Consider the following 15,849-nt stretch of genomic DNA (forward strand, 5'->3'; position numbering starts at 1 on the left):
AGCCCTGCTGTGCCTTGCCGAGGCGCTGGGCCGGCGAGCCGGCAAACCGCTGGTTCGCCTTGACCTTGCCCAGGACGGCCGAGCCCGGGGCAATCTCTGCCCCGGCGCCGATGCGCGCACCGGGCATCAGGGTGCTCCGCGAACCGACGGTCGCCCCGGGGCCCACCCGGACATGTCCGATATGGACCAGGTCGCCGTCAATCCACCAGCCCGAAAGGTCCACCTCGGGTTCGATTGAGCAGCCCGTCCCCAGGCTCAGCATGCCGGTCACGGGCGGGACGGAATGCAGGTCAACGTCCTTGCCCACTTTGGCACCCAATGCCCGGGCGTAGTAAGGAACCCAGGGGGCGCCCGCCAGGCTGACCGCCCCGGACAGGTCCGCGATCTGTTCCGCCAGCCACAGCCTCAGGTGCACCTTCCCGGACCGCGGATAACTGCCGGGAACCACGCCGCGGAGCAGGAGGCGGGCCGCCGCCACGGAGATGGCCATGCGGCCCAGCGGATTCACAAACACCAGCCAGGACACCAGCACCCACCACCAGGACACGGTGGGGGCATTGTTCAGGACACCCCACGCGGCGAGGGCGTTGTTGATGGCCATCAGGTACGTCAGCCAGCGCATTGCCACCAGCACATGCAGCGGCAGCCCGGCCAGTATCTGGAAAATCTGTGACTTCCGGGCGGTGGGACGCACTGAACGTTCCATCCGCTCGGAAGCCGCCATGCCGCCGTCGGGAGCGGAAAGCCGGGCGAGCTCAATCAGTGCGCCAAGCCGGGGGCGGGCGTAGACATCAGCCACGGTGATGGTGGGGTAGCGCACCCGGAGGGCGGAGACCAGCCGGGCGGCGGCCAGGCTGCTGCCACCGTAGGCGAAGAAATCGGCATCCAGGCTGTCAGGGGGAGTCCCCAGGACGGCCGCCCACTGTTCAGCGATCCAGGCTGACTGGGGGTCCAGGTCGAGTTCCGCGGTTTCGGTTGCAGACGCCGATGCCAGCGGCCACGGCAACGCGTGGCGGTCCACCTTGCCGCTGGTCTTCACCGGGAGGCTTTCGACGACGGCGAGCAGCGGCACGAGCGCCGCGGGGAGCTGGGCGGCCAGCAGGCGCCGTGACTCGTCCAGATCCGGGGAAGTCCCCGGCGCCGGCGCCAGGTACCCCACCAGGATCTGGTTTCCGGCAGCGGTGGTCTGGACCGCGGCAGCCGCGCCCTGGATGCCGGGCAGGGACTGCAGCGCGGCGTCGATTTCGCCCAGTTCGATCCGGCGCCCACCGAGTTTCACCTGCTCATCGGCCCGGCCCACAAACACCAGGCCTTCGGCCTCGTACCGCACCAGGTCGCCGCTGCGGTAGGCGCGGTCCCATCCGAGGGTGTCCATGGGCGCATACTTTTCGGCGTCCTTGGCCGGGTCCAGGTAGCGGGCCAGGCCAACGCCGCCGATGATCAGTTCCCCGGTCTGCCCTTCGTCCACGGGAACACCGGCGGCGTCCACCACGGCGAGGTCCCACCCGTCCAGGGGCAGGCCGATCCGCACCGGGCCGGATCCGTCCATCCGTGCCGCGCACGCCACAACTGTGGCTTCGGTGGGCCCGTAGGTGTTCCAGACCTCGCGTTCGTCCACGGCCAGCCGGGCCGCCAGCTCGGGCGGGCAGGCCTCGCCGCCGAAGATCAGGAGCCTGACGGCTTCCAGCGACTCAGCCGGCCACAGGCCGGCAAGGGTGGGAACGGTGGAGACCACCGTGATCCCGTTCGTGATCAGCCACGGGCCCAGATCCATCCCGGTCCGCACCAGGGACCGCGGGGCGGGCACCAGGCAGGCGCCGTTCCGCCATGCCAGCCACATTTCCTCGCAGGATGCGTCGAAGGCGACCGACAGCCCCGCCAGGACGCGGTCCGAGGAGTTTACCGGGTTGTCCGGAAGGAACAGCCGGGCTTCGGCGTCAACGAAGGCCGCGGCTGACCGGTGAGTCACCGCAACGCCCTTGGGTTTGCCCGTGGAGCCCGAAGTGAAAATGACCCAGGCGTCATCCTCAACCCCGGGTTGCCGGGGCGCCGGGAAAGGACCCTTCCTGCCGGCGACGGTGATGATCTCACCGGCGCGGAGGACCGCTGCCACCCCGGCCTCTTCGAAGACCAGGGCCGCCCGCTCTTCGGGGTCGTCCGCGTCCACCGGAACGTAGGCTGCCCCCACCAGCAGTGTGGCGAGGATGGCTACATACAATTCGTTGGTGCCCGACGGGATGCGGATCCCGATTTTGTCGCCGGCCCCGATCCCGTTCCGGTGCAGGCGCCGGGCATACGCCTTGGAAGCGGCGTGGAGGTCTCCGTAGCTGAGGGACGCCCTGCCGTCGTCGAGGGCCGAAGCGTCAGGGAACTGCCGGGCCGTTTCCTCAAAAACCTGGACAAGGGTGCGCGGCGGTGCAGCCCTGCCGGCGCCGGCCAACTGGGGCAGGTATGCTGCCTGCTTCCCTGCCGGTTCAGTCAGATCAGAAACATTCACCGGCTGAAGTTACTCTGCGGGAGTGAACGGATGGTGAACAACTGCGGCAGCCTTGAAGGGTGAACATCCGGTGAACTCGGACCGGAAGGTTCACCTTTTGAAGGCGCGGTGGCCCCGGGCGTGCTTGAATTCGGAGAGGGCAACGTGCGGGAGCACGAATGCTGAGTGCTGTCAGGGAGCATGAATGCATCCAATCACTTCTCCGCCGGTTTGGGCGTGGTCATGGCTTACGCAGGGCCGCTGATTCTCGGCGTCCCGTGGCCGGCGCCGCCGGCGCTCGTACGCACGGGCGCAGAGCTGGCCGATGCTCTCGACATCCACCTTGTTTGTGCCTATGTTGATCCGTCCAGTGTTCTCACCGAATGGGAACCCCCGCGGATACGTACGGCGCTTTCGCTCGATCCCGTTGTAAATGAGGAAGCGCTCTACCCCGCCAACGAGGTACGTTCGCGCATCACCGTTCTTCTGGGCCCTGACGGAACAGCATGGTCTTTCCGTGAACTGCACGGCGACGTCAGTACGGCGCTGGCGCGGCTTGCTGTGAGCACTGGCGCCAGCATGCTCATGGTCGGGAACGGCCGGCCAGGTCTCCTCGCCAAACTCGGCAGGACTATGGAGGGAGCGGTGGCAGACAGACTCACCCGGGTACAGAACAGACCGGTGGTTATTGTCCGCGAATGCTGAGCTTGTTGTACAGTCCGTCCCGGGGAGGAAATATTTCCGCTGTGGAGCCTGTCCGGGCCGGCCAGCCTTAAACTTGCCACAACTAACAGGAGCCGGGGGGCGCTTAGTGGAAGAACAGCACGTCTGCCTGGTCATTGAAGATGACGCCGATGTCCGTGGACTGATTACCGCAGTGTTGACCCGCGTCGGGTTCAAAGTAGTGGCGGTCGGCTCAGGGGCCGAGGGCAGAGCCGCAGCCGCGGCAGCCGGTTCCACTCTGGCCCTGATCACCCTGGACTTGGGTTTGCCGGATATGGACGGGCAGGATCTCTGCCTCGAACTGCGTGCTCTGAGCCCGGCACCGCTGCTGTTCCTTACGTCCAGGGCAGAGGAAGATGACGTGCTCGCCGGGCTGGCGGCCGGAGCCGCCGCCTATCTGACGAAACCTTTCCTTCCAAGCACCCTGCGGGAAACGGCCTTGAAACTCTGCCGCCTGCAGCCCCGTTCCGGGCTCTCTGAACGGCGGTAGCGCCTGGGCCACGGCGTTACGGCTCAGCCGCCCTGGGTGACTCCCGTGTCCGGCAGTGCCAGCGGGCGCCAGTCGGAAATGATTCCGGTGGCTTCGTAGGAGAGTTTGATGTTGACGTTGTAGGTGCCGGCACGTCTGAGGTCCGGAACCCAGATCTCGGCGACGCCGGCGTCGTGGGGCGTGGCTCCCACCACTCTGTAGGCGAGTTTTTCGGCCTGCCAGGTGAGGGGTACATCCAGGCCGTCCAGTGACCAGGTCAGGAGCAGGGGGACATCCGCGAGTCCCTGGAGGTCTACCCTGACGGCCACCGTCCAGCCCTGCGGATCCTCGCCCTGCGGGCCGCTGGTCGACTCCACCTCTTCCAGCGCCGCGGCAAGCCTCACAGCCACCTGCGCCGGCGGAACGGGTTCGCCCTTTTCGTCCACGGTTTCGATAACCATGGCGTGGGCTGTATATACGACGGCGGGGGGAGCTATGTCCCGCAGCGCAGAGTGATTCGACATCTCCCTGATGTATTCATCAGTCAGGGGCGGAACATCCCCGAGGAGCCGGATTGCGGGTTCGGGAAGGACGGTCAGGACGCCGGCGGGCGTGGTGCTGAGCGTTGGCGACGGGCTGCCCGTCCCTGTAGAGGTGCCGGTGGGCGTCGGACTGGGCGTTGCCGTCGTCGTCGTTGGTGTGGGCGTCGTGGGCGTTGGCGTGAACGTCAGGAAGGTGGGCCGCGGGACGGGCCGCACGGTGGGCAGGGGACGCATGGTGAACTGTTCCAGGCCCGTGAATTGGGGCGTGGCCACGACGTCCCCGACGGCTGGCGGCGTGGCCTGGACGACACCCGCCCCGGCCAGCCCGCCGTCGTCGTAAATCCGCCCCGCCGAGGCAGCCTCAGGGACGGCGGTCAGAGGCAGGAGCCCGCCGATCCCTTCCGGGGCAAAGCCGGTCAGCGGTGTGCGCTTGATGAGGTGGATCGACTCGATCCGTGCCACGTCGTCGTCCGGCGGCGGGAAGATCCTGTCCCAGAGGTTCAGCACGCCGAGGAATGCGGCCGCCAGGGCACCCGCGCCGATGATGAACGTTGACGCGCGCTTGTACCAGGGAGGCTTAGCTGCTGGTTTATGTTTCCTGACCACGCCACCACCTCCCGCCACAGTAAGCAGAACTCCCGGCCCGTTACTGCCGCGTTACCGCGTGTCCCCAAGCACGCTTGCGGGCGGACTCAGGCTCCCGAACCGGTCCCCGCTGCGCATATTCGTTTATGACGCCCAGATATCCCGTGCGCCAGCGAATGTGCGCGTCACGGCCGGGTTTGCGCGTCGAGAACGGCAGAACGCGTCCGACGGCGGGGCGCGCCGGCCGCCGTCAGCATGCGTTCCAGCCTGCCCGGCTCCATGAGGTCGGCCCAGTCCCACCGCACCACGGTAAAACCTGTAGCCCGGATCCGGTTTTCGCGGTTCTTCTCCGCCACCACGGCCTGCGATGAAGTCATCCCCTTCAGGTATTCGGGTTTGACGTACTTCTCCTCGCCGTCGAACTCACCAACAACTTTGGAGCGCTTCCAGTGGAAGTCCGCGTAGCCCGCCAGGCCGTCCCGGTCGTACATCGGCTGCTGCAGGACCGGAGCCTCGAAGCCGGCCAAATGCATCAGTGCCCGGCTCAACGATTCCCCGGCCGAGCCCGAAGCCGGATCGGCAAACGCGATAACCGCACGGATCCTCCGCCCCGCCGCCGCGGAATAGTTCGAGCCGATGCCAGCTTCCAGGTCAGCCTTGGTCAAAGCAGGCAGGCGCCGTGCCCTGTCCGGCCGCAGCACGTGGTCCATCGGCGCGACAGCCTCGGCAAACGGGATGGACGCTGCCAGGTCCGAAACGGTGCGGATGCGGCCGGTGACCAGCAGGCCCTCCTGCTCTGCCACCTGCAGCCCAGCCGGCGCTGCGTAGTGGCGGCTGACTCCGGCACGGGACCGGCCGCCGTCGTTCTTGAACGTGAGGGCCTGGACCGGGTGGTGCTGGCCGATCGTCGGTAGACCCCACGCGCTCGCGGCCGAGTGCCGGGCAAAGACCGTGGGCTTCTCCAGGGTTTCGGCTGCTGCCTGGATACGGAGGCGGTACTGCTCCCATGGTTTGAGGCGGCGCCAGGCGCCTCCGTCCGTGTACACGCCGTGCCGGATGCGGACCAGGGTGCCGGCCTTCACGCGTTTGGCGAGCTCATCCGGGGTCAGTCCATGGAGGAGGCGGTCGCGGGACAGCAGAAGCGGTGGAAGATCCGGCATGGACCGACGTTGTCAGCCGCATGCCCCCGGGCGGTAGGGGGCGGTGCCGCTATGTGGAGAAGTGCTGCCGACCCGCATATCCGGTCTCGACCTGTGTATTCGCCAGCGCACCGCCAATCTGTGCTGCGCAGTCGAACATCTGCGTCGAAAGCGAATATGCGCGTCGCGCGGGCAGGCAGCGGACCAGGCAGGAACGCACGACGGCGGCGCGCACCACCTGCAGGCAGGTGATAGAGCGTCGGGGTAAAGTCCGCATCGAGTGATAGAGCGTCGGGGTAAAGTCCGCATCGAGTGATAGAGCGTTCGGGGAAAGTCCGCATCGAGTGAGAGAGCGTCGGAAGGGGAGGCGGGCGGCCGGAGGAGGGGCGGTGGCCTTGACGGGCCCTCGCGGTTCCGCATATTCTGAACGAACGGTCGGTAAATAATTCCGCACGTCCCAGACGGTCTTTGCATAGGAGCAACCATGGCAGCCCAGAACTTGCAGTCAGTGCCGGTCGAGCTAACGGCTGGAACCAGCGAAACGGCCGAGGCGGACGGCCAGGCCAACTTTGACCGCGTCATCGCCGAGGACTCCCGCATCGAGCCCAAGGACTGGATGCCGGCGGCCTACCGCAAGACCCTCCTGCGCCAGATCTCCCAGCACGCCCACTCCGAGATCATCGGCATGCAGCCGGAGGCCAACTGGATCTCCCGGGCCCCCAGCCTGAAGCGCAAGGCCATCCTCATGGCCAAGGTCCAGGACGAGGCCGGCCACGGGCTGTACCTCTACTCCGCCGCCGAGAGCCTGGGCCAGAACCGGGACGAGATGACGGACGCGCTGATCGCCGGCAAGGCCCGCTACTCGTCCATCTTCAACTACCCCGCGCTCACCTGGGCGGACATGGGTGCCATCGGCTGGCTGGTGGACGGCGCAGCGATCTGCAACCAGGTCCCGCTGTGCCGCGCCTCCTACGGCCCCTACGGCCGGGCCATGGTGCGCATCTGCAAGGAGGAGTCGTTCCACCAGCGCCAGGGCTTCGAGATCCTGCTGGAACTCTCCAACGGCACCCCCGCCCAGAAGCAGATGGCCCAGGACGCCGTGAACCGCTGGTACGCCCCGGCCCTGATGATGTTCGGCCCGCCGGATGACGATTCCCCCAACTCCAAGCAGTCCATGGCCTGGAACATCAAACGCTTCAGCAACGATGAGCTCCGCAGCCGCTTCGTGGGCATGATGGTGGAGCAGGTCCGGGTCCTGGGCCTCACCCTCCCGGATGACCAAATCCGCTTCAACGAGGACTCCAAGAAGTGGGAGCACGGCCCGCTGGACTGGGACGAGTTCCACGAGGTCCTGGCCGGCCGCGGCCCCTGCAACTCCCAGCGCCTTGAGCGCCGCAGGGAAGCGCACGACGACGGCGCCTGGGTCCGCGAGGCAGCCGCCGCCTATGCACAGAAACAGTCAATGAAGACGAAGGAATACGCAGCATGAGCCCCCACGGCAACCCGGAAGCCCCCGCCAGCTCCGCCACCGAGATCAACCGCGAAGCCCCCAAGGCATCCCCCAAGCCGCAGGAACACACGGACCACGCCTGGGGCCTCTGGGAGGTCTTCGTCCGGTCCAGCCGCGGCCTGAGCCACGTCCACGCCGGGTCCCTGCACGCGCCGGACGCCGCCATGGCCCTGCGCAACGCCAGGGACCTCTACACCCGCCGCAACGAGGGCGTGTCCATCTGGGTTGTCCCCGCGGACGCCATCGCCGCCAGCGATCCCGATTCCAAGGGCGCATTCTTCGAGTCCCCCCAGGGCAAGGACTACCGCCACGCCACGTACTACACCAAGAGCGAAGGGGTGAAGCACCTGTGAGCGAAGCCAACGCCTCCGCAACAAGAATCACCCCCGGCAACGCCCTCCGCCCGGAGGACATCGCGCTCGAGGTCCGCACCGGCCTCGCGAAGCCAACCGAGGACACCGCCGAGTACGCGCTGCGCCTGGGCGACGACGCCCTGATCCTGGCGCAGCGCCTGGGCCACTGGATCTCCCGCGCGCCTGAGCTGGAGGAGGACATCGCCCTGGGCAACATCGCCCTGGACCAGCTGGGCCACGCCCGCTCCTTCCTCAGCTACGCCGGCGGCGCCATGATGAACGACGACGGTTCGGCCAGGAGCGAGGATGACCTCGCCTATTTCCGCCGCGAGCATGAGTTCCGCAGCGTGCAGCTGTTCGAGCAGCCCAACGGGGACTTCGCGGCCACCATCGCCCGCCAGTTCGTGGTGAGCTACTACCAGTTCCTGCTCTACAGCCGCCTCACCGAATCGAAGGACGCCACCCTGGCCGCCATCGCTGCCAAGGCCGTGAAGGAAGTGGACTACCACCGCGACCACGCCGCCCAGTGGGTCCTCCGCCTGGCCGGCGGCACCGAGGAATCCCGCAAGAGGATGATCCACGGGTTCCGCATCATGTGGCCCTACGTGGAGGAACTCTTCCGCGACGACACCCTGACGGAACGGCTCGCGGAGGCGGGCATCGCCGTCGCGCCTTCCTCGCTCAGGGAGGACTTTGACCGGCTCACCGGCGAGGTCCTGACAGAAGCTGAACTCGAGGTGCCGGACGTTCCCGCAGCACCCGGCGGCGGCCGGCAGGGCAAGCACTCCGAGCACCTGGGCTACATCCTGGCCGAGATGCAGGTGCTGGCCCGCGAGCACCCCGGAGCGAGCTGGTGACGGCCGCCATGTACATCTCGGACTTTGAATCCAGGACCCAAACCCCGCGGCAGAAGGCCTGGGACATCGCCGCCACCGTGGTGGACCCGGAGATCCCCGTGCTCAGCATCGCGGACCTGGGGATCCTGCGGGACGTCGAGGTGGCAGGGGGCCACGTTAAGGTCACCATCACCCCCACGTACTCGGGCTGCCCGGCCATGGACGCCATCCGCGACGACCTCAAAAGCGCCTTCGCCAAGGAGGGCTACCAGGACGTCGAGGTGGACCTGGTGCTCTCCCCGGCGTGGACCACGGACTGGATGACGGAGGCCGGGAAGCAGAAGCTGCAGGAATACGGCATCGCCCCGCCCACCGGGAAATCCCACGCAGCACGGCACGCCGGCCCCATCCGCCTCACCATGGCCGTGAAGTGCCCGCAGTGCTCAAGCCTCAACACCAAGGAACTCACCCGCTTCGGCTCCACCTCCTGCAAGGCGCTCTATGTCTGCCAGGACTGCAAGGAACCGTTCGACTACTTCAAAGTGCTGTAAGGAAGCCCCATGCCTGTTGTCCGCCAGACTGCCGCCGAGGAGGCGCAGGCCACCGGCCGCCGTCGTCCGTCCTTCCACACCCTGGCCGTGAAGGAGGTGCGCCGGCTTACTGACGATGCCATCGAGGTGTCCTTCCACGTGCCCGCGGAGCTCGCCGGCCAGTTCGACTACCTGCCCGGCCAGTACGTGGCGCTGCGCACCACGCTGCCGGACGAGTCCGGCGAGCCCAAGGAAATCCGCCGCAGCTACTCCATCTGTGCAGAGCCGCGCAGCTTCGAGGACGGCACCAGCGAGATCCGCGTGGCCATCAAGAAGGACCTGGGCGGGCTGTTCTCCACCTGGGCCAACGCCGAGCTGAAGGCCGGGGACACCCTGGACGTCATGAGCCCCATGGGCGCGTTTGTCTCCAAGTTCGGCCGCGACGGCCAGGCCGTGGAGCAGAACCGGATGAACTCCATGAACAACCCTGAGGAGCTGGCGGGGGACGTCGCCTCCCAGGGGGAAGCGAGCTTTGTGGCCATCGCCGCGGGCAGCGGCATCACCCCGGTGATCGCGATCGCCCGGACGCTGCTGGCCGCCAACCCGGAGTGTCGGTTCGATCTGATCTACGCCAACAAGGCCGCCATGGACGTGATGTTCCTGGAGGAGCTCGCGGACCTGAAGGACAAGTACCCGCAGCGGCTGGCCATCCACCACGTGCTCTCCCGCGAACAGCGGATCGCGCCGCTGCTCTCCGGCCGGATCGATTCGGAGAAGCTCCAGCAGCTGCTGGGCACCGCCATCCACGCGGACGATGTGGACGAGTGGTTCCTGTGCGGGCCGTTCGAGCTGGTGCAGCTGTGCCGGGACACCCTGGCCGAGCGTGGCGTGAAGCCGGAGAACGTCCGGTTCGAGCTGTTCACCTCCGGCAAGCCGGACAAGCCGGAGGGCAACGCCGGCCGTCCTGTGCTGGTGGACGAGTCCAAGGAGACGTACAAGATCACGTTCAAGCTGGACGGCCTGCAGGGCGAGGTGGCCAGCCCCACCCACGCCCGCGAGTCCATCCTGAACGCCGCGCTGCGGGTCCGCCCGGACGTGCCGTTCGCGTGCGCCGGGGGAGTGTGCGGCACGTGCCGGGCCAAGGTGGTCACCGGCAGCGTGACCATGGACGAAAACTACGCGCTGGAGCAGGATGAGCTGGACAAGGGGTACGTGCTGACGTGCCAGAGCCACCCCACCAGCAAGGAAGTCACCGTCGACTTCGACGTGTAAGTACCCGGTCTCAAACAAGGAGTTCCATGATTTCCCTCTCCATCAACAACGCCGTTGCCGAGGTGGTCCTGAACGCCCCGCATAAGCTGAACTCGCTGGATGAGCAGGCGCTGGCGGATTTAACACAGGCGTACGACGACGCTGCTGCCGCCGCCGAGAGCGGGAAGGTACGGGCTCTGCTGCTCAGGGGAGAGGGCCGCGCCTTCTGCGCGGGCCGGGACATCCAGAACGTGACGCCGGAGAGCGACGACGCCGCCGCGTACCTGGGCGGGCTGGTGGAGCCGCTGCTGAAGAAGATGGCCGCATTCCCGGCGCCGACGTTCGCGGCCGCCCACGGCGCGTGCCTGGGCGTGGGGCTGGGGCTGCTGCTGGCCACGGACGTGGTGTACGTGGCGGAGAACGCGAAGTTCGGGTCGCCGTTCGCCAAGCTGGGCGCCACGCTGGACTCCGGCGGGCACTGGTACTTCACGGAGCGGCTGGGCATGCACCGGACGCTGGATTTGATCTACACCGCGGACCTGATCTCCGGGGCGGAAGCTGTGGCACAGGGGATGTTCAGCCGGGCGATGCCAGCGGACCAGCTGCTGGAGACGACGCGGGGGATCGTGGGCCGTGTTGCTTCCGGTGCAACGGGCGCTTTTGTGGCGAGCAAGGAGCTGGTGGCGCACATCCGGGACCAGCGGCTGGGCCTCTGGGAGGCCATGCAGGAGGAGAACGCCGAGCAGGCACGCCTCTGCACAACGGGCGATTATGCCGAGGGTTTCCGGGCGTTCCAGGAGAAGCGTGAGCCACAGTTCAACGGCCGCGGTTGAGCGGGGCCCTCAGGCAGGCGCCGGCCTGGAGCGGACCGGGCGGGACGCGGCAGCCGCGGCAACAATCCCCAGCAGGACGATGACCGCGGCAATCTGCTGCCACTCGCCGTCGAACACGTCAAGCTTCGTGGATGCGGAGGCGTTGAAGGACGCGTGCAGCAGCCCCACGATCAGCAGGGAGTAGCCCGTCCTTAAGTACGCGATTCCCATGAGCAGGCGGAAGAACGGGGCGAAGAGGAACAGGACCGCCCAGGAGACGGCAACGTCGGTCCAGGGCGTGCCGGCGAAGCCCTTCTCGGCGAAGGCGAAGGGCAGATGGATGAGTGCGAACGGGATGGCGGTCAGCAGGGCAGCCACGACAGGTCCGCGCCGGTCCATGAGGCGGTGCTGCACCACGCCGGTCCAGGCGAGCTCCTCCCAGATATTGGCCAGCAGTGCGCCGATGATCACGGTGTTCAGCAGGTAGTTCCCTGCCAGGGGCGCCCAGCCGCCAGCCGGCGCGTGGAAGGTGCCCGTCAGCGCAGCGGTGAGGGCCGTCAGAACGGGAAGGGCCAGAACCGCCACCACGTACCAGGCTGCACCCACCCGCCAGCGGAACGCCCGGCGGAAAAGCTCACGGACCGCTGGCCGGCCGTCCGCGGCGCCCGTGACCAGGATTGCCGTGCCCAGCAGTATCAGCAGTTCGGCGAGGATTCCGGGCAGGATGTTGCCCAGCAGCAGGAGGGACAGGATTTGGGCGGCCCAGGACAGCGTGACGGCTATGACCACGAAGGCTGCCACGGGATGCCGTTTGATGAGTGGCAGGGGACCGGCGGGAGACGGGGTCATCAGCCGGCCCCGGACAACGGGCGGATGTGGTTGACCATCTCGTCCATAAACACGTTCTGGTTGTCGGCGCTGCCCAGGCCGTGCCCGCCCTCAAGCCAGACCAGCTTCTTGTCCGGGGCCGTCAGGGCGTTGTAGTACTCCTCCACCAGGGAGGACATGGCGTTGACGTCGTGCCGGCCGACGAAGAAGTACACCGGCACCTGCAGTTCCGCCGCCTCTTCCTTGAAGTCCAGGCCTTCCAGCTGCGGGTACACCACGTTGAACGTTTCGATCAGCCCCCGTGTGTGGTTGATCTTGTCGATGTAGCCGTATTCGGGGACGAAGAACGGGATGAGGGGCACGATGACCGTGAACCGCGGGGTGCCCATGATTTCGTTGAGCACGTTCAGGAAGTCGACATAGGGGGCCACCACGTTGTCTCCGCGGTAGGGCGGCGGGCCGTTGCGGCGCAGCTCCTCCGCCCGCCCGGTGTCGCCCTGCTCTTCGAGATGCTGCAGGGCCAGCTCGTAGCCCATGCGGTCGTTCTGGGTGGTGTTCACCATCTGTCCGCTGCTGACGAACGCGTGGTACAGCTCCGGGTGTTCCTGGACGAGCCAGATGCCGATGATGCTGGACCAGGACACCCCGTAGATGAAGACTTTCTGCTGCCCGAACCGTTCCCGGAGCCGGTTGGTGAGGGCCACGGCGTCAGCCACGTACCGTTCCTTGTCCAGATCGCTGAAGGGCACGGCGCCGTATGATTTTCCGGTGCCCGGCTCGTCCCAGCTGACCACCGTGAAGTGCTCCTCGAGCGGCCGGAACTCCATGGAATTGAAGAACCCGCCACCGCCCGGGCCGCCCATGCCCAGGTTGAGCAGTACGGGGTTGGAGGCGCTCTTGCCCCGGACCATGATCCACTGCTCGCTGCCGTTCAGCTCCACTTTTTCGACGCTCGCGATGCTGCCGGGCAGGGGTCGGCCGTCCGCGCCGGTGATGGGCGCCGTCGTCGTGAATACCTGCGAGGCGAGGATGGCAGCGGCGGCGATGAGCACCAGGACCCCCAGGCCGGCCGGCTGGGCGTAGGGCTGCCGGCGGCGGACCACCAGCCAGGCCACCGCAGCCAGCGCCACCAGCAGCAGAGGCAGCCAGGCCAGGGCCGGAACCCCCGTGGTGAGGGGCAGCAGCACCACCGGCAGGAGCAGGACGGAGGCGGCCACCAGCGCGAGGGCTGTCTTCCAGCCAACGGCCCGACGGCGCCGCGATGGGACTGGCGCGTCCGTGGCGGTGGCGCCGTGGGCTGGCATAGTTCGGTGGGAGTTCATGGCATAGGGAGAGGTCGCTCGGGGAAGGACGGCAGGAGATGGAGCAGTGGACCCGGTGGGTCTTCTTCGAGGATCCGCCCAACGGCTGCCGGCTTCTAGGGCTGAAGGTCCCGCTGTTCCAAGCGCTGACTTTCCGGGACGAAAATTGCCTTTGCCTGCCGCTGATTTGTAAGGTTCAGCTATGACAACGGGGAAAGCAATAACCAAAGCCGTCATTCCTGCTGCCGGATTGGGGACTCGCTTCCTGCCCGCCACCAAGGCAATGCCGAAGGAAATGCTGCCGGTGGTAGACCGGCCGGCCATCCAGTACGTGGTGGAGGAAGCCGTGAAGTCCGGCCTCACTGACCTGCTGATGATCACGGGGCGCAACAAGCGCTCCCTCGAGGACCACTTTGACCGCGAGCCGGGCCTGGAGCGTGCGCTGGAGCTCAAGGGGGACAAGGACAAGCTGGAGTCCGTGCAGTACGCCTCCGAGCTGGGTCCCATCCACTACGTCCGCCAGGGCGAGGCCAAGGGCCTTGGCCATGCGGTGCTGTGCGCTGCGCAGCACGTGGGGGACGAGCCGTTTGCCGTCCTACTGGGCGATGACCTCATTGATGAGGCTGAGGACCTGCTGACCACCATGATGGAGGTGCAGCAGAAGACCGGCGGTTCGGTGATTGCCCTCATTGAGGTGGATCCGGCGCAGATCAGCGCGTACGGCTGCGCGGACATCACTGCGGTGGACGGCGAGGACTATGTCCGCGTGAACAGCCTGGTGGAGAAGCCTGCGGTGGGGGAGGCGCCGTCCAACCTGGCCGTGATCGGCCGGTACGTGCTGCACCCGGCCGTGTTCGGCATCCTTGAGGAGACCGAGCCGGGCCGTGGCAATGAGATCCAGCTGACGGATGCGCTGCAGACGCTGGCCGCCGGCGAGGGCGAAGGCTCCGGCGTGTACGGCGTGGTGTTCAAAGGCCGCCGCTTCGACACGGGGGACAAGCTCAGCTACCTCAAGGCCGTGATCACCCTTGCTTCAGAGCGGGTGGAGTTCGGCGAGGACCTGAAAACCTGGATGAAGGGCTTCGTGAACTAGGCGACGCTATAGACCTCTTACAGGTCCGCTGCCGGAAGGCGGCGGGCCTGTAGTCGTTTAAGGGCTGCCACGGCCAGGAGGGCGCCGATGACAGCGCCTGACGTGTTTGTCACAAGGTCCAGGGGGCTTGGAAAACGGTCGTGAAGAAACAGCAGCTGGCCGAGTTCCATGCAGCAGGAGATGAGCAGTCCAAATAGGCTGATTTTCCACCATGGCCGGCCGGGAAAAGCCAGCGAGCTTACTACTCCAACGGGGATAAAAAGTGCCACGTTGGCGGACGCTTCCACAAATTTGTAATTGAACCACGTGGGAATTCCGTGGCGGTGAAGGAATTTGAGGACGGCAGCAAGCTGGCCCTGCACGGGCTGGTCCACTGGAGTCGGCCAGAATGCAATAAACGCCAGGGGGACCAGCATGGCGATGAGGACCATTCGCCACAGCCTGTAGTTCTCAAGCTGCTTCACAGGGCCTTCAGGAGATCCGCAGAAGGGCTAGCGCCGCGGTACCGAGGGCGGTCATCGCCAGCAGCGCCAGAAGAACGTAGGGGAGCACCTGTGGGCTGGGGAGGGGAGTAGAGAAGTCGTAATGTCGTGGTGCTTTTCGCCAATGTCTCCCCATAGCTCATATTGATACCACAGCCCGGCCGGCCGGTTGGTCGGCTTTAGCCCCCTGAGACCTTAAACGAAGAAGGTGGGTGTTCTCCGTTTCCGGAGTACACCCACCTTCTTCGGGGGTACTTGGTGGTGCTGTTATGCAGCTACCTCAGCCTTGGCGCGGCGGCGAACAACCACTACCGAGGTTGCGCCGGCGGCCAGGGCGCCTGCGCCCACCAGGGTCCACAGGACCAGGCCGGAGTCGGCGCCAGTGTTGGCCAGGCCGGTGCCGGTGTTGGCCAGCGGAGCGCCGCCGGCGTTGCCACCGGTGTTGGCCAGGGAAGCTGCCACGGTAACCGTGACGGGGCCAACGACGACGCCCGACTGAGTGCCTTCAGCGGTCAGGCTGTAGGTGCCTGCTTCGCTGATGGAGATCGGAAGGGCGAAGGCGCCCTGGGCGTCGGCGTTTGCGCTGAGTTCCTGCGGTGCCAGGAACACAGGGATCTTGGCGGAGAAGGAGGTACCGCCGGCGATGTTGGCGCCACCTGCTGCGGGAGGCTGGCCGGGCGTTACGCGGATGATGAGCGGTTCGCCGGCAAGGAAGCCCTGTCCGCGGAAGACGAAGTCTTCGCCCGGCCCAACAACGCCGTCAGAAACAGCGGCCTGCGGCGGGAGAGCCGGGTATTCGGCTGCTACGGCCGGTGAGCCAATAAGGGCCAGTGAGCCAGCGAGTGCGAGTGCTGCGAGTGTTTTCTTCATGAGTGTCCCCCCGGAGACGTAAGTTTTTGGTGTACCCGATTTTGAGGAA

At 66.7% G+C, this 15,849-nt stretch carries 16 protein-coding genes; 9 read left to right on the forward strand and 7 right to left on the reverse strand.

Translation table 11 applies throughout. The annotated features are described in order from the left end of the window. Positions 1–2,497: amino acid adenylation domain-containing protein (locus ACKAE7_RS14340; protein WP_408979512.1), on the reverse strand; the 2,497-nt coding region annotated here is incomplete at its 3' end. 180 nt (positions 2,498–2,677) lie between these two features. Between ACKAE7_RS14340 and ACKAE7_RS14345 the strand changes: the two genes are divergently transcribed. Together ACKAE7_RS14345 and ACKAE7_RS14350 are read left to right on the forward strand one after the other, a co-directional pair. Then, positions 2,678–3,181, forward strand: coding sequence for a universal stress protein (locus tag ACKAE7_RS14345; protein ID WP_321201484.1), 504 nt, complete (start codon positions 2,678–2,680; stop codon positions 3,179–3,181). A gap of 106 nt (positions 3,182–3,287) precedes the next feature. Continuing rightward, entirely contained in the window at positions 3,288–3,689 is a 402-nt protein-coding gene (locus tag ACKAE7_RS14350) for a response regulator transcription factor (protein WP_408979513.1), read from the forward strand. A 23-nt stretch (positions 3,690–3,712) separates the two neighbouring features. Here ACKAE7_RS14350 and ACKAE7_RS14355 read toward each other — a convergent pair whose 3' ends face one another. Together ACKAE7_RS14355 and ACKAE7_RS14360 are read right to left on the reverse strand one after the other, a co-directional pair. Then, complete coding sequence (locus ACKAE7_RS14355; protein WP_408979514.1) at positions 3,713–4,816, reverse strand: hypothetical protein; 1,104 nt, start codon at positions 4,814–4,816, stop codon at positions 3,713–3,715. Positions 4,817–4,980: 164 nt separating this feature from the next. Next, on the reverse strand, positions 4,981–5,955 hold the full coding sequence (locus tag ACKAE7_RS14360) for a hypothetical protein (RefSeq protein WP_408979515.1): 975 nt from the start codon (positions 5,953–5,955) through the stop codon (positions 4,981–4,983). Between the two features lie 463 nt (positions 5,956–6,418). Here ACKAE7_RS14360 and paaA point away from each other — a divergent pair, with 463 nt between their 5' ends. From paaA to ACKAE7_RS14390, 6 genes are read left to right on the forward strand one after another with little or no spacing between them, the layout of a single operon-like run. After that, positions 6,419–7,423, forward strand: a complete 1,005-nt coding sequence (paaA, locus tag ACKAE7_RS14365) for a 1,2-phenylacetyl-CoA epoxidase subunit PaaA (protein WP_408979516.1) — start codon at positions 6,419–6,421, stop codon at positions 7,421–7,423. Further along, a complete protein-coding gene (gene paaB, locus ACKAE7_RS14370; protein WP_104184541.1) occupies positions 7,420–7,797 on the forward strand; it encodes a 1,2-phenylacetyl-CoA epoxidase subunit PaaB in 378 nt (125 codons plus the stop codon). Before paaA ends, paaB begins: the two co-directional genes overlap by 4 nt. After that, complete coding sequence (gene paaC / locus ACKAE7_RS14375) at positions 7,794–8,654, forward strand: 1,2-phenylacetyl-CoA epoxidase subunit PaaC (RefSeq protein ID WP_408979517.1); 861 nt, start codon at positions 7,794–7,796, stop codon at positions 8,652–8,654. The genes paaB and paaC overlap by 4 nt, the downstream gene beginning before the upstream one ends. Positions 8,655–8,662: 8 nt before the next feature. After that, entirely contained in the window at positions 8,663–9,184 is a 522-nt protein-coding gene (gene paaD, locus ACKAE7_RS14380) for a 1,2-phenylacetyl-CoA epoxidase subunit PaaD (protein ID WP_408979532.1), read from the forward strand. A gap of 9 nt (positions 9,185–9,193) precedes the next feature. After that, a complete protein-coding gene (paaE, locus tag ACKAE7_RS14385) occupies positions 9,194–10,435 on the forward strand; it encodes a 1,2-phenylacetyl-CoA epoxidase subunit PaaE (RefSeq protein ID WP_350002687.1) in 1,242 nt (413 codons plus the stop codon). Positions 10,436–10,461: 26 nt separating this feature from the next. After that, complete coding sequence (locus tag ACKAE7_RS14390; protein WP_408979518.1) at positions 10,462–11,247, forward strand: enoyl-CoA hydratase/isomerase family protein; 786 nt, start codon at positions 10,462–10,464, stop codon at positions 11,245–11,247. Between the two features lie 9 nt (positions 11,248–11,256). Here the strand turns inward: ACKAE7_RS14390 and ACKAE7_RS14395 are convergent, their stop codons facing one another. Together ACKAE7_RS14395 and ACKAE7_RS14400 are read right to left on the reverse strand one after the other, a co-directional pair. After that, on the reverse strand, positions 11,257–12,075 hold the full coding sequence (locus tag ACKAE7_RS14395) for a lysostaphin resistance A-like protein (RefSeq protein WP_408979519.1): 819 nt from the start codon (positions 12,073–12,075) through the stop codon (positions 11,257–11,259). Then, positions 12,075–13,376 (reverse strand): alpha/beta fold hydrolase, encoded by a 1,302-nt coding sequence (locus ACKAE7_RS14400; protein WP_408979520.1) that lies wholly within the window; start codon positions 13,374–13,376, stop codon positions 12,075–12,077. The genes ACKAE7_RS14395 and ACKAE7_RS14400 overlap by 1 nt, the downstream gene beginning before the upstream one ends. A 181-nt stretch (positions 13,377–13,557) precedes the next feature. Here ACKAE7_RS14400 and galU point away from each other — a divergent pair, with 181 nt between their 5' ends. Beyond that, positions 13,558–14,448 carry a UTP--glucose-1-phosphate uridylyltransferase GalU gene (gene galU / locus ACKAE7_RS14405; RefSeq protein WP_408979521.1) on the forward strand — a complete coding sequence of 297 codons (891 nt, stop codon included), beginning with the start codon at positions 13,558–13,560 and terminating at the stop codon, positions 14,446–14,448. A 17-nt stretch (positions 14,449–14,465) separates the two neighbouring features. Here galU and ACKAE7_RS14410 read toward each other — a convergent pair whose 3' ends face one another. Together ACKAE7_RS14410 and ACKAE7_RS14415 are read right to left on the reverse strand one after the other, a co-directional pair. Beyond that, positions 14,466–14,879, reverse strand: a complete 414-nt coding sequence (locus ACKAE7_RS14410; RefSeq protein WP_408979522.1) for a VanZ family protein — start codon at positions 14,877–14,879, stop codon at positions 14,466–14,468. A 318-nt stretch (positions 14,880–15,197) separates the two neighbouring features. Further along, positions 15,198–15,800: an LPXTG cell wall anchor domain-containing protein gene (locus ACKAE7_RS14415; RefSeq protein WP_408979523.1), complete on the reverse strand. Its 603-nt coding sequence runs from the start codon at positions 15,798–15,800 to the stop codon at positions 15,198–15,200. Positions 15,801–15,849 lie beyond the last annotated feature (49 nt).

Source organism: Pseudarthrobacter sp. NKDBFgelt (genome assembly GCF_046097905.1).
Lineage (GTDB): Bacteria > Actinomycetota > Actinomycetes > Actinomycetales > Micrococcaceae > Arthrobacter > Arthrobacter polychromogenes.

Excerpts from the sequence above, each read along its gene's own strand:
- ACKAE7_RS14410 (WP_408979522.1), bottom strand. The coding sequence starts at position 14,879 with ATGGTCCTCATCGCCATGCTGGTCCCCCTGGCGTTTATTGCATTCTGG.
- paaE (WP_350002687.1), top strand. The coding sequence starts at position 9,194 with ATGCCTGTTGTCCGCCAGACTGCCGCCGAGGAGGCGCAGGCCACCGGC.
- galU (WP_408979521.1), top strand. The coding sequence starts at position 13,558 with ATGACAACGGGGAAAGCAATAACCAAAGCCGTCATTCCTGCTGCCGGA.
- ACKAE7_RS14400 (WP_408979520.1), bottom strand. The coding sequence starts at position 13,376 with ATGAACTCCCACCGAACTATGCCAGCCCACGGCGCCACCGCCACGGAC.
- ACKAE7_RS14395 (WP_408979519.1), bottom strand. The coding sequence starts at position 12,075 with ATGACCCCGTCTCCCGCCGGTCCCCTGCCACTCATCAAACGGCATCCC.
- ACKAE7_RS14390 (WP_408979518.1), top strand. The coding sequence starts at position 10,462 with ATGATTTCCCTCTCCATCAACAACGCCGTTGCCGAGGTGGTCCTGAAC.
- paaA (WP_408979516.1), top strand. The coding sequence starts at position 6,419 with ATGGCAGCCCAGAACTTGCAGTCAGTGCCGGTCGAGCTAACGGCTGGA.
- ACKAE7_RS14345 (WP_321201484.1), top strand. The coding sequence starts at position 2,678 with ATGAATGCATCCAATCACTTCTCCGCCGGTTTGGGCGTGGTCATGGCT.
- ACKAE7_RS14415 (WP_408979523.1), bottom strand. The coding sequence starts at position 15,800 with ATGAAGAAAACACTCGCAGCACTCGCACTCGCTGGCTCACTGGCCCTT.
- paaD (WP_408979532.1), top strand. The coding sequence starts at position 8,663 with ATGTACATCTCGGACTTTGAATCCAGGACCCAAACCCCGCGGCAGAAG.
- paaB (WP_104184541.1), top strand. The coding sequence starts at position 7,420 with ATGAGCCCCCACGGCAACCCGGAAGCCCCCGCCAGCTCCGCCACCGAG.
- ACKAE7_RS14360 (WP_408979515.1), bottom strand. The coding sequence starts at position 5,955 with ATGCCGGATCTTCCACCGCTTCTGCTGTCCCGCGACCGCCTCCTCCAT.